Raw genomic sequence first — 20328 nt, forward strand, 5'->3', positions numbered from 1 at the left:
ACGACCTCGACCCGTGCCGGTTCCGGCGGCGCCTCCCGGCGCCCCGCGAGCCGGTCGACGTCATCGAAGGGCAGGAGCACGTCCGGCTCCGCCCGCGGCACGGCGTCCGGTGCCCGCAAGGACCAGGGTCCCTCGCTGCCCGGGCGGGCGTGGCGCGGCGTCGCCGGCGTGACCGGCGGCACGGTGCGGGCCATGACCGACACGGCGCACGACCTCGAGCCGGAGCACCGGCGCGACGGCGCCGGCTTCCTCCTGCTCGCGCTCGCCCTGGTCGTGGCCCTGCGCGAGTGGTGGGGTCTGGACGGCTTCGTGGGCGACGTCATCCACGTCGCCGCGGCCGGGACCTTCGGGCGCGTCGCGCTCGTGCTTCCCGCCGTCCTCGTCTTCTTCGCGGTGCGGCTCTTCCGCGCCCCCGACGAGCAGCAGGCAACCAACCGCATGAGCATCGGGACGACCGCGATGCTCGTGGCCGCCAGCGGCATCACGCACCTGGCGACCGGCAACCCGGACTACGCCGAGGGCTCGCACGTGCTCCAGCGCTCCGGGGGGATCCTCGGCTTCCTCGCCTCCTCGATCCCGGCCGCGGCGATCACCGTGACCGGGGCATACATCCTGCTCAGCCTGCTCGGGGTCTTCGGCCTGCTCGTCCTCACCCGCACCCCGGTCCACCGCATCCCCGACCGGCTGCGCGAGGTGGAGCAGCAGCTCTTCGACTCCGCGCGCTTCGACCGCGTCGACGAGGACGGCAACCCCCTGCCCCGGCGGCGGCGCGGCGCGGGCGAGCTCGACGGCCCCCGGGACGGCGACGTCGCCTTCGAGCAGGCGGCGCAGGTCGACCCCGCGGCCAAGGGCCGCGGTCAGCGCCGTGCCGGCACCGCTCCGTCCCGCAAGGCTCCCGCCGAGGACCCGGACCGCACCGGCGACGCGCCCCGGCCCAAGGCGGCCCGGCGCGGCGCGCGCGCCGAGGGCGACTCCACCGAGGAGATCCCCCCGCTGCGCCCCGGCCAGAAGCGGCCCGCCGCCCCCTCCGCGGTCGAGAAGGCCAAGGCCACCAAGGCCGAGCTCGAGGCACCGCCGACGACCCAGCTGCCGCAACGGGTCGAGCAGCTCCAGCTCGCGGGCGACGTCACCTACACGCTGCCCGAGTCGGTCCTGCTCCGGCCGGGCACCCCGCACAAGGAGCGCTCGGAGGCCAACGACAAGGTCGTCGAGGCGCTGACCGGCGTGCTCGAGGACTTCAACATCGACGCCCAGGTCACCGACTTCACCCGCGGCCCGACCGTCACCCGCTACGAGGTCGAGCTCGGACCGGGCGTCAAGGTCGAGCGGATCACCGCGCTCTCCAAGAACATCGCGTATGCCGTCGCGAGCGCCGACGTGCGCATCCTCTCGCCGATCCCGGGCAAGTCCGCCGTGGGTGTCGAGATCCCCAACGCCGACCGCGAGAACGTCAGCCTCGGCGACGTGCTGCGCAGCCAGACGGCGCGCAACAACACCCACCCGATGGTCATGGGGGTCGGCAAGGACGTCGAGGGCGGCTACGTCATCGCCAACCTCGCCAAGATGCCGCACATGCTCGTCGCCGGCGCCACCGGCTCCGGAAAGTCGAGCTTCGTCAACTCGATGATCACCTCGATCCTCATGCGGGCGACCCCGGACGAGGTGCGCCTCATCCTCGTGGACCCGAAGCGGGTGGAGCTGACGGCATACGAGGGGATCCCGCACCTCATCACCCCCATCATCACGAGCCCCAAGAAGGCGGCCGAGGCGCTGGCCTGGGTGGTCAAGGAGATGGACCACCGCTACGACGACCTCGCGGCGTACGGCTACAAGCACATCGACGACTTCAACAAGGCGATCCGGGCCGGCAAGGTCACCCCGCCGCCGGGCTCGGAGCGGGTCCTGCAGCCCTACCCCTACCTCCTCGTGGTCGTCGACGAGCTCGCCGACCTCATGATGGTCGCCCCGCGCGACGTCGAGGAGTCGGTCGTGCGGATCACCCAGCTCGCCCGCGCCGCCGGCATCCACCTCGTCCTCGCGACTCAGCGCCCCAGCGTCGACGTCGTCACCGGTCTCATCAAGGCCAACGTGCCGAGCCGGATGGCCTTCGCGACGTCCTCGCTCGCCGACTCCCGCGTCGTCCTGGACCAGCCGGGCGCCGAGAAGCTCATCGGCATGGGCGACGCGCTCTTCCTGCCGATGGGCGCCAGCAAGACGATGCGCGTCCAGGGCTCGTGGGTCAGCGAGTCCGAGATCCACGACGTCGTCGCGCACGTCACCGGCCAGCTCAAGCCGAGGTACGTCGAGGAGGTCCTGGCCACCCCGGTGAAGAAGCAGATCGACGAGGACATCGGCGACGACCTCGACCTGCTGCTGCAGGCGACCGAGCAGGTCGTCACGACGCAGTTCGGGTCGACCTCGATGCTGCAGCGCAAGCTGCGGGTCGGCTTCGCCAAGGCCGGCCGGCTCATGGACCTCATGGAGAGCCGCGGCATCGTCGGGCCGTCCGAGGGCAGCAAGGCCCGCGACGTGCTCGTCAAGCCGGACGACCTGGAGTCCACGCTCGCGCTGCTGCAGGGACAGGACCCGCCCCGTCCGGAGATCGAGAGCGACACCACGCCCTTCGACGCCGACCCGAGCGAGGTCGCCGACGAGCCCGACGACGGCGACGAGGCCCGGTATGCCGGGGCCGGCGGCTCCGCGTCGGGTGCCGGGAGGGCGCGCGACGACCGCTACGACGGCGACCCCGTCAGCGGCAGCTACGTCGAGGACGAGGAGGAGCCCGAAAGCGAGGACGCCTGGGACCTCACGGGGAGGGGCTGACGTGGCACCGTCGCGCGAGGTCTCGCTGACGTGGGTGACCGAGGGCACGCGCCTGTGGGACGCGACCCTGGCCGCGCTGGAGGGTCCGGCCCTAGAGGCGCCCTCGGCCCTGCCCGGGTGGAGCCGCGCGCACGTCGTGGCGCACGTCGCGCTCAACGCCGAGGCGCTGCTCAACCTCCTGACCTGGGCCAGGACCGGGGTCGAGACGCCGATGTATGCCTCGCCCGAGTCGCGGGACGCCGACATCGAGGAGCTCGCGGCCGCCGACCCGCAGGACGTGCGCGCCCGCTCGGAGCAGGCCACGCGTGAGCTCGACGAGGGCGTCGCCGCCCTGGACGAGGAGCACTGGGAGGCCCGCGTCCGGGTCCGGCAGGGCACCGAGGTCCCGGCCTCGGTCGTCCCGTGGCTGCGCGCCCGGGAGGTCTACCTGCACGCCCTCGACCTCGACGGCGCCGCGACCGACGAGGACCTCCCCGACGACTTCGCCAGCGCCCTCGTGGAGGACGCGGCGAAGCAGCGCTCGCGCGACGAGACCCACCCGAGCCTGGTGCTGCGGGAGGACGGGGTCGGCCGCTGGGAGATCGGGCGGCCCGGTCCCGACGCCACCGAGGTGGTCGGCGACGTCCGCGCCCTCGCGGCCTGGGTCACCGGCCGCCCCACGACCCTCCCGGTCGCGACGGCGGACGGGCAGCCGCTGCCCGAGCTGCCGGCCTGGCTCTGACGGACCGGCCCTGACCGCGACCGGACGTCTAGCGTCCGGCGACCGCCTCGGCGTCCCGCAGGACGCGCAGCACGTTGCCGTGGGTGAGCCCGCGCCGGTCCTCCTCGCTCCACCCCCGGTCGGCCAGCTCGGCCAGCAGCGCCGGGTAGGTCGAGACGTCCTCGAGCCCGACGACCACCTGCTCGGTGCCGTCGAGGTCGCCACCGAGGCCGACGTGCTCCACCCCGGCGACCTCCCGGAGGTGGTCGAGGTGGTCGGCCACCTGGGCGAGGGTGGCCTCCGGGCGGGGGTGCCGCTCCTGCCGGGCCAGGCTGAAGGCGGTCATGACGGGGTGGTCGTTGGGGTCGATCCCTGCCGCCCGGGCCGCCTCGCGCGACTCCAGCTTCCACTCCCAGCATTCCTGCGCCACAAACTGCGGCACGAAGGTCGCCATGCACACCCCGCCGCCCGCGGCCATCCGCTCCAGCACGTCGTCCGGCACGTTGCGGGGCGAGCCGCACAGCGCGAGGGCGTTGCTGTGGCTGAAGACCACCGGCGCCTGTGACACCTCCAGCGCGTCCCGCATCGTCGCCGCGGCGACGTGCGACAGGTCGACGAGCATCCCGACCCGGTTCATCTCGCGCACGACCTCGCGCCCGAACTCGGTGAGCCCTCCGTGCTCGGGCTCGTCCGTCGCGCTGTCCGCCCAGGGCGTGTTGTGGTTGTGCGTCAGGGTCAGGTAGCGCACCCCGAGCCGGTGCAGCACCCGCAGCACGCCGAGCGAGGACCCGATCGAGTGCCCGCCCTCGGCGCCCAGCAGGGAGGCCACCCGCCCCTGCGCCATCGCCGCCTCCACCTGGGCCGCGGTGGTCGCCAGCGCGAGGCGGTCGGCATACCTCGCGACCATCCGGTGCACGAGGTCGACCTGCTCCAGGGTGGCGACCACGGCCTGCGCCTCGGTGAGGGAGGAGGGGACGTAGACCGACCAGAACTGCCCGCCGACGCCGCCGCGCCGCAGCCGCTCCAGATCGGTATGCAGACCGCGCGCCGAGGTGTCGGCGTCCAGCGCGACCTCGAGGGCCCGCTCGGCACCGGCGAGCTCGCGCAGCGCCCAGGGCAGGTCGTTGTGGCCGTCGACGACGAGGAGATCAGGGAGGGTGGCGTCCGTCACCGGCCCATCAGACCACGCCCGGCGCCACGGCGCCGCGGCTAGGTCGGCACCCTGTGACGCACCTACACTCGGGGAATGTCCTCGCCCACCCGCAGCGTCGCCGTCGTCACCCTCGGGTGCACCCGCAACGAGGTGGACTCCGAGGAGCTGGCCGGCCGCCTCGCCTCCGAGGGCTGGACGCTGGTGGACGACGCCGCCGAGGCGGACGTCGCCGTGGTCAACACCTGCGGCTTCGTCGAGCAGGCCAAGAAGGACTCCATCGACGCGCTGCTCGAGGCCAACGACCTCAAGGAGACCGGCCGCACGCAGAAGGTCGTGGCCGTCGGCTGCATGGCCGAGCGCTACGGCGAGCAGCTCGCCGCCGAGCTGCCCGAGGCGGACGCCGTCCTCGGCTTCGACTCCTACCGCGACATGTCGACGCACCTGCGCAGCATCCTGGCCGGGGAGGCCGTGCCCTCGCACGTGCCCTCCGACCGACGGCGGCTGCTGCCGATCTCACCGCGCGACCGGCATACCTCCTCATCGGGGGTCGCCCTGCCCGGGCACCAGCAGCCGGCCACCCCGACCGGCCAGGACGAGCCCGACCGCGTGCCGCTGGAGCAGGTCGCGCCGGCCACCGGCCCCCGCGTCGTGCGGGCGCGCCTGGACGGTCGCCCCTGGGCGCCGCTGAAGATCGCCTCGGGCTGCGACCGGCGGTGCGCGTTCTGCGCGATCCCGATGTTCCGCGGCGCCTTCGTCTCGCGGACGCCGCAGGAGATCCTCGCCGAGGCCGCGTGGCTGGGGGAGCGCGGCGTCAAGGAGGTCTTCCTCGTCAGCGAGAACACCACGTCCTACGGCAAGGACCTCGGCGACCTGCGGCTCGTGGACGCGCTGCTGCCCGAGCTCACCCAGGTCGCCGGCATCGAGCGGGTGCGAGTGTCCTACCTGCAGCCGGCCGAGATCCGGCCCGACCTGCTCGACGCGATGGCCTCCACGCCGGGCGTCGTGCCCTACTTCGACATCTCCTTCCAGCACGCCTCCGGGCCGCTGCTGCGTCGGATGCGCCGCTTCGGCGACCGCGCGTCCTTCCTCGGCCTGCTCGAGCAGGTCCGTGCCCGGGTGCCCGAGGCCGGCATCCGCACCAACGTCATCGTCGGCTTCCCGGGGGAGACCGAGGACGACCTCGCCGAGCTCACCGCCTTCCTCACCGAGGCGCGGCTGGACGTCGTGGGGGTCTTCGGCTACTCCGACGAGGACGGCACCGAGGCCGAGGGGTATGCCGACAAGCTCGACGAGGACGTCGTCCGGGAGCGGGTCGAGCAGGTGCAGGCGCTCGTCGAGGAGCTCACCGCGCAGCGCGCCGCCGAGCGCGTCGGCACGCTCGTCGAGGTGCTCGTGGAGTCGGTGGAGATGGACGATGCCGACGTCGACGAGCCCCGTCTGGTGGGCCGCGCCGGCCAGCAGGGGCCGGACGTCGACGGCGTGACCTACCTCGTCACCGAGGACGGGGGTGTGCCCGAGCTCGCCCCCAGCGCCCTGGTCACCGCACGGGTCGTGGACTCCGAGGGCGTCGACCTCGTGGCGGTCCCGGAGACCCCTGCGGGGGACCGGCCGTGATCGGCCCGCACGACCCTGACGGCCCGGAGATCGCGACGGCCGCGGTGGCGGAGCGGGTGTCGTCGTGGAACCTGCCCAACGCGCTCACCGTGCTGCGCATCCTGCTCGTGCCGCTCTTCGGCTGGCTGCTGCTCTCCGGCGGCGGCGAGGACGTGGGCCTGCGGTGGTGGGCGCTGGTGGTCTTCCTCGTCGCGATCGGCACCGACTGGGTGGACGGGCACCTGGCCCGCAAGCACGCGCTCATCACCTCCTTCGGCAAGCTCATGGACCCGATCGCCGACAAGGCGCTCATCGGGATGGCGCTCATCGGCCTGTCCCTGCTCTCCCTGCTGCCCTGGTGGGTGACCGTCGTCATCCTCGTGCGCGAGGTCGCCATCACCCTCATGCGCTTCGTCGTCATCCGGCGCGGCGTCATCCCGGCCAGCCGCGGCGGCAAGCTCAAGACCGTGCTCCAGTCGATCGGCATCGCGGTCGTGCTGGCCCCGCTCGGCGGTGTCGTCGACGCGATCGGTGTGTGGGTCATGTATGCCGCGGCGGTCGTCACCGTCGTCACCGGCGTCGACTACGTGCGCCAGGCCTTCGCCCGGCCAAGCAGCAGGTCGTGACCGCCCCCGCGCAGGTCGTCGCCCTGCTGCGGGACCGGGGCGAGAGCGTGGGCACGGCGGAGTCGCTCACCGGGGGGATGGTGTCCGCCGCGCTGACCGACGTGCCGGGGGCCAGCGCCGTGGTGCGCGGCGCGGTCGTGGCCTACGCCGCGGAGGTCAAGGAGGCGCTGCTCGGGGTCCCGTCCGAGGTCGTGCGCGAGCGCGGCACCGTCTCCCAAGAGTGTGCGGAGGCGATGGCCCTCGGCGGGGCGCGGTCGCTGGGTGCGGACTGGTGCCTGGCGACGACCGGGGTCGCGGGACCAGACCCCAGCGAGGGACACCCGGTGGGGACCGTGCACCTCGCCCTGGCCCACGGGGAACAGGTGGTGGGTCACCGGGTGTTGACCCTGCGTGGAGACCGTGACCAGATCCGCGCCGGCACCGTCGAGCAGGCTCTCGAGCTGCTCCGGGGACGCCTGAGCGGGGCTGTGTCAGCGGCACGGGGTACGGTAGAGACAGGACCTGCCGCCGCGGCACCCGTGGCCGGGAGGACCACCACGCAGGATCGAGACGCGCGACGAGAGGACGAGGAGGGTTGACGATGGTGCTGCTGCGACGTGAGCTGGGTGACGCGCTCCGGGAGACGCGCCAGACGCAGGGGCGCACCCTGCGCGAGGTCAGCTCCTCGGCGTCCTGCTCCCTGGGCTACCTCTCCGAGATCGAGCGCGGGGAGAAGGAAGCCAGCTCTGAGCTGCTGGCCTCGATCTGCCGGGCGCTGGACGTGCCGCTCTCCCAGATGCTGTCGACGGTCGCCGACCGGGTCAGCCTCACCGAGACCGCCGAGACGCAGATGACCACGGTGCTCACCGAGGGCCTGGCCAGGACGATCGACACCCGGCGTATGCCCCGCCGCGACGCGGTCGTCCCCGCCGCCTGAGCCCCGCCCGGCTCCTCACGCCCGCGGCGTGACCCCGACCCGGTAGCCCCACGCCGGCAGCTCCCAGACCGAGCCCTCGGCATACTCCACGGTGCTGTCGCCGTCGAAGGCGTCGACGTAGCCCAGGTCCTGCCCCGGAGCCACCGCCAGCGTGATGCGCGCCGGCGCGTCGCTGAGGTTGAAGGCCGCGACCACGGCGTCCCCGGACTCGTGCACGCGCACGAAGCTGATGACCCGGTCCTCCGCGTCGTTGGGCACCCGCACCATGCGCGCGCCCCACGCGGCGTTCCACAGCGCCGGGTGCGCTTTCTTCAGCGCGATGAGCCGCCGGTAGAGCTCGCCCTGGGGGTCCTCGCGCCAGACGATCTCGTCCTTGTCGAAGAAGGTGAGCCGCCGGTCGTTGCCGGCCTCCTGCCCGCTGTAGATCATCGGGATCCCCTCGCTGACCACCGACATGACGACCGCGGCGTCGAGCATCGGGCCGAACTGCTCGTACTCCGTGCCCTCCCAGGCGTTCTTGTCGTGGTTGGACACGAAGAGCATGCGCATGACGTCGCGGGGGTAGGCCCGCTCGTTCCAGGCGTAGTAGACCTTGAGGTCGGTGGCGCTCGCCCGGCCGTGCGCGATGTGGTGCATGGTCTCGTTCCAGGACCAGGCGTACGTCGCGTCGAAGGCGCCGACGTGCAGGTCGCGGTTCTCCCACTCGGCGAGCAGGAAGACCGGCTTGATCGCCTCCAGCTCGGCCCGCGCGGTCTCCCAGAAGTCCACGGGGACGTAGCCGGCGACGTCGCAGCGGAAGCCGTCGATGTCGGCCTCGCGCACCCAGTGGGCCATGGCCTGCGCCATGTAGGCCCGCAGCCCCGGCTGGTCGTAGTCGAGGTCGATGACGTCGTCCCAGTCCCACCACGGGGTCGGCACGAAGTCGCCCTTGAAGTCGGTGCGGTACCACTCCGGGTGCTCGGTGGTCAGCGCGTTGTCCCACGCGGTGTGGTTGGCGACCCAGTCGACGATGACCCGCAGGCCGAGGTCGTGCGCGCGGTCCACGAAGTCGCGCAGGTCGCCCAGCGTGCCGAACTCGGGGTTGACCGCGAGGTAGTCGCGCACGGCGTACGGGGAGCCCAGCCCGCCCTTGCGGTTCTGCTCGCCGATGGGGTTGATCGGCATGAGCCAGAGGATGTCGACGCCCAGGTCGCGCAGCCGGGGCAGGTGCTCGGCGGCGGCGGCGAAGGTGCCCTCGGGGGTGAAGTGGCGCTGGTTGATCTGGTAGATCACCGCGTCCTTGGACCACTCGGGGTGGGTGAGGCGGACCGGGGCGGCGGGGGTGTGGTCGGAGGTCGGCACGACGCGCCAGTATGTCGTGCGGCGCCCCGACGGTCCACCGGGCGGGGGAGCAGGCCGGGCGGGTACGCTCCGGGGCCATGCCCGCCCCCGTCGTCCGCGCTCGCTGATGCACCTCGACATCACGCACGAGCAGGGCCGGGTGCGGGTCGGGCTGGTCCCGGGCGAGGGGGAGCCGGACGAGCGCAAGGGGGCTCTGGCCCGGCATACCGCGACCTTCGAGGTGGGGGTGGAGCCGGGTGCGGTGCACCCCGACCTGCTCGTGCTCTCGGCGGTCCTCTCGGCCCGGCCGTGGATCGTGCGGAAGGTGCCGGTCACCACGTCGGTCGCCGCGAGCCCGGCGCTCGCTCAGGCGCTGCGCGAGGGGCCCGGGCTGCGGCTGGGGACGGTGGACCCCCACCTGACGCCCCGGCCCCGGCCGATGGACGGCGACGGGGCACCTGGGCTGTGCTTCAGCGGCGGGACCGACAGCGTCGCGACGCTCGCCGTGATGCCGGCGCGGACCCGGTCCTACCACCTGCTGCGCCGCGCTCCGCAGGGGGACCCTCGGGCCACGATGTTCGTCACCCGCGCCGCCGAGCAGTCCTGTGCGCTGCTCCGCGCGCAGGGATGGCCGGTCGAGGTGGTGGGCAGCGACGTGGAGTACCTCCGCGCCGAGATGGGCTTCCCGCACGACTTCACGACGGCGGTGCCGTTGCTCCTGCACGCCGACCGGGACGCGCTGGACGCCGTGGCCTGGGGCGCCCCGCTGGAGGCGACCTACCGGCTGCAGCGCGGCTACTTCCGCGACTTCGCCGGCTCGCCCTTCCTGGGGGAGTGGGGTGAGGTCTTCGCGGCCGTCGGGCTAGAGGTGTGCGTGCCCGTCGCCGGGGTGTCCGAGGTCGTGACGAGCCGGATCGTCCACACCCACCCGCTCGGGGCGGCGGCGCAGTCCTGCGTGCGCGGGCGTCGCCTCGGGCGGCCGTGCGGCCGGTGCGCCAAGTGCGCGCGCAAGACGCTGCTCGCCGGGGCGGTGACCGGCACCTGGCCGGACGCCGCGGCGCTGGAGCGGCAGTGGCGAGGGCTCGAGCCGCGCGGTCACCTGCTCGCGGACCCGATCAAGGTCGAGCCGGTGGTCGCGCACACCGTCCACCGCTACCTCGCGGGCGGCGGTGACAGCGAGCTGCTGCGCCTCGTGGCCGCCAAGACCGGCCCGGACCCGCTGGACTGGCTGGACCGGTCCTACGAGCCCGCGCTCGCGCTCGTGCCCGAGCGCTACCGGCAGGAGGTGGCCGACCGGGTGCACCGGGTCGCCCCGCCCATGAAGCCGTCGGAGGAGGAGGCCGTGCGGGCCTACGAGGTGCGCGGGCTGGACCGCTCGCAGGCCCAGGCGGACCTGGAGGCGTGGTTCGCCGAGCACCCCCCGCAGGACCTGCTGCCCCGCGCGACCGGCCGGGTCCGGCGGGTGCTGCGCGCCCGGGTGCGCAGCGTGCTCGCCCGGCGTCGTTAGCTCGCGGCTGTAGCCCGGGTCAGTAGCTCGGCCGCCGCCCGTGGCCCAGCGGTGACTGCGGCCGGCCGTCGTCGGTGGGGGCACGTCCTCCCTGGCAGGTCGGGCAGGAGAACATCACCCGCTGCTGCGGCTGGACCCCGATGGGGGCGAGTCGGATGGTGGTGCCGCAACGCTTGCAGGGCAGGCCCATGCGCCCGTGCACCCAGGCGTCGTCGTCGTTGACGTCGCCGCGCCCGGTGATCGTCGTCCGCCCGACCCGGCAGCTGAGCACGAGCAGCCGGCGCGCGGTGGCCAGCAGCTCGGCCACCTGCGCCTCCTCGAGGTCGCCGACGGGGGTCCAGGGGTTGATCCCGAGCAGGAAGAGCGGCTCGGCGGTGAAGATCGTGCCCATGCCCGCGACGTTGCGCTGGTCCAGGCAGGCCTCGGTGATGGTGCGTGCCGGGTCGGCCAGCACGTTGGCCAGCGCGAGGTCGGCGTCGTAGCCGGGGTCGAGCAGGTCCGGCCCCAGGTGGCCCACGACCCGGTGCTCCTCGCTGGTGCGGACCAGCTCCAGCATCCCCAGGGAGTCGCCCACGGCGACCCGCTGCGGCGTCCACAGCAGCGCCCGGACGGTATGCCGTCGCCCCAGCGCGTGCCGGCGCGCCACCGGGTGGACCCGCCAGGAGCCCTCCATCCGCAGGTGGCTGTGCACGGTGACGTCACCCTCGACCCGGTGCAGCAGGTGCTTGCCGCGCGGCACCACCTCCAGGGTGCGGCGGCCGGACAGGTCGGCGGTGGCGTGCGCGGGGACGCGCAGGTCCGACCCCTCCAGGACCTGCCCGGCCAGACCCTGGTGCAGCCGCCGGGCGGTCCGCCACACCGCGTCACCCTCAGGCACCGGCGAACCCCAGGCCGAGGGAGGTGCCGACGCTGATGACCGCGGTCGGTTCCTGTCCCTGGGCCGGGTCGTGCGCCCCGAGCGCGGCGGCCGCACCGTCGTTGACGAGCAGGCTCACGGTGCACGGGCGGTCCAGGCCGCGGGTGAGCGTCCGGGAGAGCAGGTCGCGGGGGTCGGGTCCCAGCCGGCGCAGCGTGCCGTAGGTGTCGTCCTCGTCCAGGACGCCGCCGACGACGTAGTTGGCGATCGCGACCCGCACCTCGAGCGGTCCGTCGTCGGGCGCGCCGACGACGTCGCCCAACGCCGCCCGCGCGGCCCCGACCACGATGCCCAGGACGTCCTCGGGCGAGGGCCAGGTGACGGTCTCGAAGGGCTGCCAGGGCACCGGCACACCTCTCGTGGGGGCGAGGACGCCGCCCCGGACGGTCGCGGCCTTGATGCTCGAGTGACCCAGGTCGAGGACCAGGCCGTCGTCGTCCAGCCCCGCGGCCAGGCCCAGCAGGGAGGCGCGGGCGGGGTCGGGCGAGAGCTCGGCACCGAGGGCCACCCATCGGGGGTCGCGCGCCGCCCGCGCCCCCAGCTCACCGGCGACGACGCCGCCGCACACGACGGTCCGGCGCACCGCCGCCCAGCGCGACCAGTCCCGCTCGTCCCACTCCGCGCGCGCGGCCCGGTCGGCGGCGGTGGGCGTCCGCAGGCTGCGCAGCAGGTGGGTGAAGGCCTCGGTCCAGGCCCCCGCGACGGCCTCGGCCCAGTCCTCGCCAGCGGTCAGGGAGCGGTCGAGGGTGGCCAGCGGCGCGTCGTCGATGCGGACCCCGGCGCCGGCCGCCGCCTCCGCGACGGCCCCGGACAGCCCGGTGGCACCGAGGACCCGTCCCGCCCGGTGCCCGTGCCACGGCGCGCCCGGCCGCAGCAGCACGGTGCGGTTCAGCCCGGTGCGCCGGGTGGTGTCGGGCGGGTTCACCCCTCCAGTGTCTCGCCGGGCAGCTCCAGCCGCTCACCCACCCAGTCCTCCCGCAGCCACCGGTCGTGGCTGGCCACCACCACGGCGCCCGGGTGGTCGGCCAGGCCGAGCTCGAGCTCGGAGACGAGCAGGAGGGACAGGTGGTTGGTGGGCTCGTCCAGGAGCAGCAGGTCGGGCGGGACGGCCAGGACCGTCGCGAGGTCCAGCCGGCGACGCTGGCCGATCGACAGCTCCCGCACCGGGCGGTCGAGGTCGCGCCCGGCGATGAGGCCGAGGGTCGGCAACGGGTGACGTGCCGCCAGCTCCTCACCGACGGTCCGGGCATACGCCTGCCGCGCGGTGAGGGAGCCATCACCTCCGGTGACGCCCTGGGCGAGCAGGCCGACGCGCAGCCGCGGGTTCGTCGTCACCGACCCGCCGTCGGGGTCGAGGTGACCGGCGAGCAGCGCGAGCAGCGTGGACTTGCCGGACCCGTTCGGTCCGGTGACGAGCAGCCTGCCGCGCGCACCGACGGCCAGGGAGACGGGTCGCAGACGCCCTGTCACCGTCACGTCGGTGGCGGTGAGGACAGGCCCCGGCCCGTCCTGCCGGGGGCGGTCGGGCGCGCCGAGGCGGCGGAAGCGCAGCCTGGCCGGGGGCTTGCGCACCTGCTCCCGCTCGAGACGGGCCAGGGCCGTGGTGGCGTCGTTCACCCGCCGGGAGACCACCTTCGCGTTGCGATCGGCGTAGAACTTCTTGCTGATCCGGGCCTCGGTGCGCGGCGCACGCTCGGCATGACCGACCGTGTGGTCCTCGCGGACCTTGCGGCGCAGGCGCTCCCGCTCCTGCTGCTCGTCGCGGTAGCGGCGCACCCACCTCTCCCGTTCGTCGCGTCGCTGCTCCAGGTATGCCGTGTAGCTGCCGGTGAACCGGGTGAGCCCGAAGCCCGAGCCGGGGGAGTCGTGGTCGTCGGCCACCCGGGCGTGGGCCACCGGCGCCGGGTCCAGGTCCAGGACGGTGGTGGCTGTCTCGTCGAGGAAGGCCCGGTCGTGGCTCGCGAGCAGCACCGGACCGGACCAGGTGCCGAGCAGCTCGGTGAGCAGGGCCGTCCCGGCGTCGTCGAGGTGGTTGGTCGGCTCGTCCAGCAGCAGCGTGTCCGGGGTGCGCAGCAGCGTCCAGGCGAGCGAGAGCCGGGACAGCTGGCCCCCGGACAGGTCCGCCGCGGGACGCCGACGGGGCAGGTGCGCGAGGCCGAGGCCGTGCACCACCTGGTCCGTCCGGTGGTCGATCTCCCACGCGTGGTGGCGGCGGGCCGACTCCAGCGCGGTGTCGAGGGCCACGCCGGCACCGTCCTCCCCGCGCGCCGGCGCCTCGCCGGCTCGTTCGACCCGGGCGACGAGGTCGCGGACCGCAGCCGTGGCCCCGGTGAGCACCTCACCGACGGTGAGCGCCAGGTCGAAGGGGCCTGCTGATGGTACAGCCCGACCTCGCCGGGAGCCTGGATCGATCCGGCGTCCACGGGCAGGAGCCCGGCGACGAGCCGCAGCAGGGTCGACTTCCCCGAGCCGTTCTCGCCGATGAGGCAGGCCCGTTCGCCGGAGGACACCACCAGCGAGACGTCGGTGAGGACCCGGCGGTCGGGGAAGGACTTGGACACGCCGTCCAGCCGGAGGTGGTCGGGGCCGGAGGCGGTGGAGGAGGGCAGGGAGGCGGGGGAAGGCATGGATCTCCTGGGGCGCGGCGCACGGGGCGCGGACGGTGGCGGGGGCCGTCAGGAGATCCACATGGGCCGCACCCTACGCGCAGGAGCGGCTCGCCGCCACGCGTTTACCGCGCCGTAGCCAGCCCGGCGAGCTCCTCGCGCAACCCGCCCAGGGCGGTGCGGGTGTCGGCGTCGTCGTCGTGCGGGCCGCGCAACCAGTCGGCGTAGGAGCGCACCTCGCCGAGCTGCCAGTCGAGACGCACGAGGTCCAGCAGGTCCGGGTGGTGCGGGACGAGATCGGCATACCCGGCGAGGAGGTCGCGCTCGCGGGGCGCGAGGCGCAGTGTCTCCCAGTCGAGGAGCAGCAGCCGCCCGTCGTCGGTGCGCATGAGGTTGTGCAGCCCGGGCTCGCCGTGGGTGGGGACGTAGGTGGAGGGGTCGAGACCGCCGGCGAGGTCGAGGTAAGCCGCGAGCCCACGCCCGATGTCGCTCGTCCCTGCGCGCACCGCGGACCGCGCGGCCTCGCCCAGCGGGCCGGCGGTCCACCCCTCGCTCGTCCAGGCGTCCAGCTCGTCGAGCAGGTCGGCCTGCACCGTCGGCTCCCAGGTGAGGATCCCCTCCGGTGCGGGGCTGGCGTGCAGGTCGAGCACGGCCTGCACGGCCTCGGCGTCGATCGAGGCCGGCCGACCCCCGGCCACCCACGGGGTCAGGCTCAGCCGCCCCCGGCCCACGGCACTCGTGAAGCGGCCCTGTGCCGACGGCACGCACGCGTGCACCGTGGGCAGAGCGGTGGCGAGCGAGGCGGCAGCGGCATACGTCGCCTCCAACGAGTCACCGGTGTGCCACCACGGCGGGTCGAGGGTGACGAACCAGCGCGCCTCTCCGCCGACCTCCGCGCGCCAGTGCCAGGCGCCGAACCCGATCGGCAGGTGCTCCACGGTGTCCACCCGCGGGTCCCAGAGCGACCTGACGTGCTCCAGCACCTGCTCGGTGCGCAGCTCCCGCGGCGGCTCGTGCATGGTCCCTCGGTCCGCGTCCGGTCAGCGACGCAGCCGCAGGCCCTGAGGGGCGGTGTGGAAACCCGCGTCGGCCAGGGCACCGGCCAGCGGGTGGGTGGACGAGAGCGCGCCGCCGCCGTCGATCTTGGCGATCGTGATGCCGCCGAGGGTGCCGCGACGCACCGCGGTGACCAGCGCCCCGGCCACCGCGCGCCAGACCTGCTCGTGCTGGGCCTCCGGCGGGGGCGGGAAGGTCAGGGCGCTGCGGCCGCCGCGCTCGAGGTAGACCGCGAGCGAGCCGTCCACGAGGACGACCATCGAGCCGGCCTTGCGGGCGGGCCGGTGGGTGACCTCCTCCTCCAGCGCCGGCCAGGGGACGCTCGCGCCGAACGGGTTCGCCGGGTCGGTGGCGGCGAGCAGCACGGCCTCGGCCTCGCCGGGCGCCGTGGTCTCGGAGCGCTGCCGGTCCAGCGCCCGCACCCGGTCGATGGCGCCGGTGCTGCCGAACTGCGCGGCGCCCAGGCCCTCGACGACATACCCGCGGCGCACGCGGCCGGCCTCCTCGGCGCCGGACAGCACGCGGTAGACCCCCGCGAAGCCGCCCGGTATGCCCTCGGCGACGACCGAGCCGCGGGTGAGGACGCCGTAGCGGTCGAGCAGCTGCTCGGCCCCCGCCAGCGCGCGCACGGTCGGGTCGGTCTCGACCGGGGGCAGCAGCGCCCACCGGCCCACCGTGGTCGGTGGCCCGGAGCGGGAGGGGCGGCCGGGCCGGGTGGAGCCGGAGGAGGCGGAGAGTGCCACCGAGGTCCGCGACCAGCGGCCGCCGCGGGACGGGGTCCGCCGCGCCTTGTGCGTGGTGCGCCCACCGGCGAGCAGCGCGCGCACGGGGGCGTAGGTGTCGGCGCTCACCCGCCCGGACCAGACGAGGTCCCACAGCGTGGTGGCGAGCCGCTGGTCGTCCAGCGAGCCGACGGCGTCGCTCAGCGCGCGGAAGAAGTAGGCGCCGCCGACGACCCGCTCCAGGACCTCGAGCACGGCAGCGGCCGGACCCTCCTCCGGGGCCGCGGCGCCGTCGGACTCCACCACCTCTCCCTCGGGAACCGCCATCGTCAGGTGTGCGGTGTCCGCGAGGTGCAGGGAGACCCAGCCATCGTCACCGGGCAGCGAGCCGTGTCCCTGCCAGAGCACCTCGCCGGAGCTCATGAGCTCGTCCAGCAGCGCCGGGCTGTAGTCGACCACCCGGGCGGGCAGCACGAGCGACTCCAGCGCGGAGGCCGGCACCCGGGCCCCGGCGAGCTGCTCGACCGCCCGCAGCGTGCCGTCCAGGCCCCGCAGCTCACCGACGGACTGCCACCGCGGCAGGAAGCGGGCGTACGCGGCCTGGGTGACCGGCTCGACCTCCTGCCGCAGCGCGGCCAGCGAGCGGCGGCGCAGCAGCCGCAGCACCTCGGCGTCGCAGACGTCGTCCTCGCCCGTCCCCGAGGGCGCCAGGGCACCGACGACGAGGCGGCCCGAGGACACCTGCCGCCGCACCGCGTCCCGCACGACGGCGCTGCCGAGCCCCAGCCGGGCGGCCAGCGACTCCAGCGTGAAGGGGGCGTGCGTGCGGGCGTGCCGCACCACGAGGTCGGCGAGCGGGTCCTCCACCCCTTCCAGGAAGGCCGCGGGCACCCCGACCGGCATCGCCACGCCGAGCGCGTCGCGCAGCCGTGCGGCGTCCTGCGCGTCCGCCAGCCGCTGCTCCCCGGCGACACGCACCTCGATGACGCGCCGCCCCTCGACCAGCGAGTCGACCCAGCCGTCCACCTGCGGGCGCTGCTCCTCGACGGTCCGGGCGCGGAGCTCCTCGCGGGTCAGCGGGCCGAGCACGCGCAGCAGGTCGACGACCTCCTCGGCGTCCCGGGCCTGCCGGTCAGGGGCCAGCCGCTGCAGCTCGGCCTCGGTGCGGGCCACCACCTCGGGGTCGAGCAGGTCGCGCAGCGCCGCGCCCTCGCCCCGGCCGAGCAGCTCGGCGAGCAGGCCGGCGTCGAGCGACAGTGCGGCTGCCCGCCGCTCGGCGAGGGGGGAGTCGCCCTCGTAGAGGAACTGCGCGATGTAGCCCATGAGCAGCGAGGACGCGAAGGGCGAGGGGCGCGGGGTGGTGACCGAGACGAGGCGCACCTGGCGGGAGGCGAGCGAGCGCATGAGCTCGCGCAGCGCGTCGACGTCGTAGACGTCCTGCACGCACTCGCGCACGGCCTCCAGCACGATGGGGAAGGTCGGGTAGCGCGCGGCGACCTCGAGCAGCTGGGCCGAGCGCTGCCGCTGCTGCCACAGCGGCTGCCGCTTGCCCGGGTTGCGGCGCGGCAGCAGCAGCGCCCGTGCGGCGCACTCGCGGAAGCGCGAGGCGAAGAGCGCCGACCCGCCGATCTCCTGCGTGACCAGGTCGGCGACCTCGTCCGGGTCGAGGGTGAGCAGCTCGGCGATCTCGGCGTCCAGCCGCGCGGCGCCACCCTCGCCTCGCCCGGAGTCGGACCCTGAGCCGGCCCCACCCGTCGGTATGCCCTCTCCCGGCGCCCCGCCCGCGACCTCGCCCGGGTCGTCCCACCCGCCGAGGTCGGGCAGGCGCAGCACGATGCCGTCGTCGGCGGCGAGCGCCTGCACGTCGGCGCCGAAGCGCTCGCGCAGGCGGGCGGCCAGGCACAGCGCCCACGGCGCGTGCACCGGGCTGCCCCACGGGGAGTGGACGACGACGCGCCAGTCGCCGATCTCGTCCCGGAAGCGCTCGATGACGATCGTCCGGTCGTCCGGCAGGTGCCCGACGGCCTCCCGCTGGTCGGCGAGGTAGGTGACGAGGTTGTCCGCCGCGAAGCGGTCCAGCCCGCGCCCGGCCAGCTCCTCCAGCGCGGCCTCGCGCGGCAGCCCCGCGGTCCGCCGCACGAACTCGCCGACCGCGGCGCCCAGCTCGGCCGGGCGCCCGAGCGACTCGCCCTTCCAGAAGGGCAGCCGGCCGATCTGGCCCGGCGCCGGCGTGACGAGCACCTGGTCGTGGGTGATGTCCTCGATGCGCCAGCTCGTCGTGCCGAGCGTGAAGACGTCGCCGACGCGCGACTCGTAGACCATCTCCTCGTCCAGCTCGCCCACCCGGCGGCCCGGGCCCTCCCCGGTGGCGAGCATGACGGCATACATGCCGCGGTCGGGGATCGTGCCGCCGGAGGTGACGGCGAGCAGCTGGGCGCCGCGGCGCGCGCTGAGCGTGTCGGTGACGCGGTCCCAGACGATGCGCGGGCGCAGGTCGGCGAAGTCCTCGCCGGGGTAGCGTCCGGCGAGCATGTCGAGCACCGCGTCGAAGAGGGAGCGGGGGAGCGCGGCGTAGGAGGCGCTGCGCCGGACCAGCTCGAAGAGGTCGGTGACCGACCAGTCCTCCATCGCCAGCATCGCGACGACCTGCTGGGCGAGCACGTCGAGCGGGTTGCTCGGCACCGACAGCTGCTCGATCGCGCCCTCCCGCATCCGGTCCACGACGACCGCGGTCTGCACGAGGTCGGCCCGGTGGGTGGGGAAGAACGCGCCGTGGCTGGTGGCGCCGACCTGGTGCCCCGCGCGGCCGACCCGCTGCAGCCCGGAGGCGACGCTGGGCGGGCTCGCGACCTGCACGACGAGGTCGACGGCGCCCATGTCGATGCCGAGCTCGAGGCTGCTCGTGGCGACGACGGCGGGCAGCTGCCCGGTCTTGAGGGCGTCCTCGATCTCGCCGCGCTGCTCCTTGCTCACCGAGCCGTGGTGGGCCCGGGCGAGGACCGGCGGCGCGCTGCCCCCGGACCCGGCCTGCGCCATGACCTGGGCGGGTGGGCGCGAGGTATGCCTGCCGCCACCGCCGTCGGCGCCCTCGCCGGGACCCTCGGCCCCTTCCTCGGGGTCGGCGTGCCGCTCGTCCCACTCCTCGTTGAGCCGGGAGGTGAAGCGCTCGGCGACCCGACGGGAGTTGGTGAAGACCAGGGTCGAGGTCTGCGCGGCCACGAGGTCGGTGACCCGGCGCTCGATGTGCGGCCAGATCGAGGCGCGCTCCTCGGGGTCGGGGGCCGGTGCCCACACGTCCTCCTCGAGCTGCCCGCCCCCGCCGTCCAGGTCCGGAAGCACGGGCCCCGTCCCCGGCTGGAAGTCGTCGTCGACGTCCTCGTCGTCGTCTGCGACGTCCTCGGCCTCCTGCGACCAGTCGTCGTCCTCGCGTGCGGTGGACCGGTGCGCAGTGCTCTGGCTGCTGCCCGGTGCGTCCGGCCGCTCGGTGGCACCGGGGTCGGCCATGTCGGGGATCGGCACGACGACCTCGAGGTCCCAGCTCTTGGTCGAGGGCGGCTGCACGGTGCTCACCGGCCGCCCGCCCGCGAGGTAGCGCGCGACCTCCTCGACCGGCCGCACCGTCGCGGACAGGCCGATCCGCTGCGCGGGGCGTGGCAGCAGGCGGTCCAGCCGGTCCAGGGTGAGCGCGAGGTGGGCCCCCCGCTTGGTGCCGGCGACGGCGTGCACCTCGTCGACGATGACCGACTCCACCCCGGTCAGGGCGCTGCGCGCCTGCGAGGTGAGCAGCAGGAAGAGCGACTCCGGGGTGGTGATGAGGATCTCGGCGCCGTCCTTGGCGAAGGCGCGTCGCTCCGCCGCCGGGGTGTCCCCGGAGCGCACCGCCACGCTCACCCCGGGCGCCTCCTGGCCCAGCCGGCGCGCGGCGTGGCCGATCCCGACCAACGGGCTGCGCAGGTTGCGCTCGACGTCGACCGCGAGCGCCTTGAGCGGCGAGACGTAGAGCACCCGGCAGCGCCCGGGCTCCTCGGCAGGATCCTTGCCGGCGGCGTCCTCCCCGCTCTTCGCCCGCCGTCCCCGGGAGGAGCGGGTCGAGCTCCCCGACCGCGACGCCCGCGGGTGCGCGGTGATCTGGTCGATGACCCAGAGGAAGGCCGACAGCGTCTTGCCGGACCCGGTCGGGGCCACGACGAGCGTGTGCTCACCGCGGCTGATCGCGTCCCACGCCCCGAGCTGGGCGGGGGTCGGGCCGGCGAAGGACGCCTCGAACCACGCCCGGGTCGCGGGGGAGAAGCGCCCGAGCACCTCGGCGGGGTCAGGGACCGCCGACACTGCGGTGCCGGGGCGGGCGTCGGTGTCGGTCACCCGGTCACTGTGCCACGGGGCGCCGACA

The 20328-nt window shown here is 74.8% G+C and carries 14 protein-coding genes and 1 pseudogene; 7 read left to right on the forward strand and 8 right to left on the reverse strand.

The window, feature by feature from the left end:
* Positions 1 to 192: 192 nt before the first annotated feature.
* Together SGUI_RS15980 and SGUI_RS15985 are read left to right on the forward strand one after the other, a co-directional pair.
* Positions 193 to 2823, forward strand: coding sequence for an FtsK/SpoIIIE family DNA translocase (locus SGUI_RS15980; RefSeq protein ID WP_191090999.1), 2631 nt, complete (start codon positions 193 to 195; stop codon positions 2821 to 2823).
* Position 2824: 1 nt separating this feature from the next.
* Positions 2825 to 3544, forward strand: coding sequence for a maleylpyruvate isomerase family mycothiol-dependent enzyme (locus SGUI_RS15985; RefSeq protein ID WP_066641926.1), 720 nt, complete (start codon positions 2825 to 2827; stop codon positions 3542 to 3544).
* 28 nt (positions 3545 to 3572) lie between these two features.
* On the opposite strand, the gene SGUI_RS15990 is transcribed toward SGUI_RS15985, so the two are convergent.
* A complete protein-coding gene (locus SGUI_RS15990; RefSeq protein ID WP_066641928.1) occupies positions 3573 to 4694 on the reverse strand; it encodes a dipeptidase in 1122 nt (373 codons plus the stop codon).
* A gap of 75 nt (positions 4695 to 4769) precedes the next feature.
* Here SGUI_RS15990 and rimO point away from each other — a divergent pair, with 75 nt between their 5' ends.
* From rimO to SGUI_RS16010, 4 genes are read left to right on the forward strand one after another with little or no spacing between them, the layout of a single operon-like run.
* Entirely contained in the window at positions 4770 to 6290 is a 1521-nt protein-coding gene (rimO, locus tag SGUI_RS15995; RefSeq protein WP_066641930.1) for a 30S ribosomal protein S12 methylthiotransferase RimO, read from the forward strand.
* On the forward strand, positions 6287 to 6895 hold the full coding sequence (gene pgsA / locus SGUI_RS16000; RefSeq protein ID WP_066641932.1) for a CDP-diacylglycerol--glycerol-3-phosphate 3-phosphatidyltransferase: 609 nt from the start codon (positions 6287 to 6289) through the stop codon (positions 6893 to 6895). The genes rimO and pgsA overlap by 4 nt, the downstream gene beginning before the upstream one ends.
* A complete protein-coding gene (locus SGUI_RS16005; RefSeq protein ID WP_066641933.1) occupies positions 6892 to 7473 on the forward strand; it encodes a CinA family protein in 582 nt (193 codons plus the stop codon). The genes pgsA and SGUI_RS16005 overlap by 4 nt, the downstream gene beginning before the upstream one ends.
* 2 nt (positions 7474 to 7475) lie before the next feature.
* Positions 7476 to 7811 carry a helix-turn-helix domain-containing protein gene (locus SGUI_RS16010; protein ID WP_066641935.1) on the forward strand — a complete coding sequence of 112 codons (336 nt, stop codon included), beginning with the start codon at positions 7476 to 7478 and terminating at the stop codon, positions 7809 to 7811.
* Positions 7812 to 7826: 15 nt separating this feature from the next.
* On the opposite strand, the gene SGUI_RS16015 is transcribed toward SGUI_RS16010, so the two are convergent.
* A complete protein-coding gene (locus SGUI_RS16015; protein ID WP_066641936.1) occupies positions 7827 to 9152 on the reverse strand; it encodes an alpha-amylase family glycosyl hydrolase in 1326 nt (441 codons plus the stop codon).
* 106 nt (positions 9153 to 9258) lie between these two features.
* Here SGUI_RS16015 and SGUI_RS16020 point away from each other — a divergent pair, with 106 nt between their 5' ends.
* The gene (locus SGUI_RS16020; protein ID WP_066641938.1) at positions 9259 to 10638 is read left to right on the forward strand and encodes a DUF6395 domain-containing protein; all 1380 of its coding nucleotides are present in this window, start codon (positions 9259 to 9261) and stop codon (positions 10636 to 10638) included.
* Between the two features lie 19 nt (positions 10639 to 10657).
* Here SGUI_RS16020 and SGUI_RS16025 read toward each other — a convergent pair whose 3' ends face one another.
* From SGUI_RS16025 to SGUI_RS16045, 6 genes and pseudogenes are all read right to left on the reverse strand, one after another.
* Positions 10658 to 11515, reverse strand: a complete 858-nt coding sequence (locus SGUI_RS16025) for a DNA-formamidopyrimidine glycosylase family protein (protein ID WP_066641939.1) — start codon at positions 11513 to 11515, stop codon at positions 10658 to 10660.
* The gene (locus SGUI_RS16030; RefSeq protein ID WP_066641941.1) at positions 11508 to 12479 is read right to left on the reverse strand and encodes a hypothetical protein; all 972 of its coding nucleotides are present in this window, start codon (positions 12477 to 12479) and stop codon (positions 11508 to 11510) included. The genes SGUI_RS16025 and SGUI_RS16030 overlap by 8 nt, the downstream gene beginning before the upstream one ends.
* Positions 12476 to 13891, reverse strand: coding sequence for an ATP-binding cassette domain-containing protein (locus SGUI_RS18315; RefSeq protein ID WP_335675412.1), 1416 nt, complete (start codon positions 13889 to 13891; stop codon positions 12476 to 12478). Before SGUI_RS18315 ends, SGUI_RS16030 begins: the two co-directional genes overlap by 4 nt.
* A 113-nt stretch (positions 13892 to 14004) precedes the next feature.
* Positions 14005 to 14181 (reverse strand): annotated as a pseudogene (locus SGUI_RS18370) (ATP-binding cassette domain-containing protein); the annotation flags it as partial.
* 104 nt (positions 14182 to 14285) lie between these two features.
* Positions 14286 to 15179 carry a phosphotransferase gene (locus tag SGUI_RS16040; RefSeq protein WP_066641944.1) on the reverse strand — a complete coding sequence of 298 codons (894 nt, stop codon included), beginning with the start codon at positions 15177 to 15179 and terminating at the stop codon, positions 14286 to 14288.
* A gap of 21 nt (positions 15180 to 15200) precedes the next feature.
* A complete protein-coding gene (locus tag SGUI_RS16045; RefSeq protein WP_472537423.1) occupies positions 15201 to 20267 on the reverse strand; it encodes an Lhr family ATP-dependent helicase in 5067 nt (1688 codons plus the stop codon).
* Between the last annotated feature and the right edge of the window lie 61 nt (positions 20268 to 20328).

The organism is Serinicoccus hydrothermalis (assembly GCF_001685415.1).
GTDB classification, from domain to species: Bacteria; Actinomycetota; Actinomycetes; order Actinomycetales; family Dermatophilaceae; genus Ornithinicoccus; species Ornithinicoccus hydrothermalis.

Excerpts from the sequence above, each read along its gene's own strand:
- SGUI_RS15980 (WP_191090999.1), top strand. The coding sequence starts at position 193 with ATGACCGACACGGCGCACGACCTCGAGCCGGAGCACCGGCGCGACGGC.
- SGUI_RS16040 (WP_066641944.1), bottom strand. The coding sequence starts at position 15,179 with ATGCACGAGCCGCCGCGGGAGCTGCGCACCGAGCAGGTGCTGGAGCAC.
- SGUI_RS16010 (WP_066641935.1), top strand. The coding sequence starts at position 7,476 with ATGGTGCTGCTGCGACGTGAGCTGGGTGACGCGCTCCGGGAGACGCGC.
- SGUI_RS16020 (WP_066641938.1), top strand. The coding sequence starts at position 9,259 with ATGCACCTCGACATCACGCACGAGCAGGGCCGGGTGCGGGTCGGGCTG.
- rimO (WP_066641930.1), top strand. The coding sequence starts at position 4,770 with ATGTCCTCGCCCACCCGCAGCGTCGCCGTCGTCACCCTCGGGTGCACC.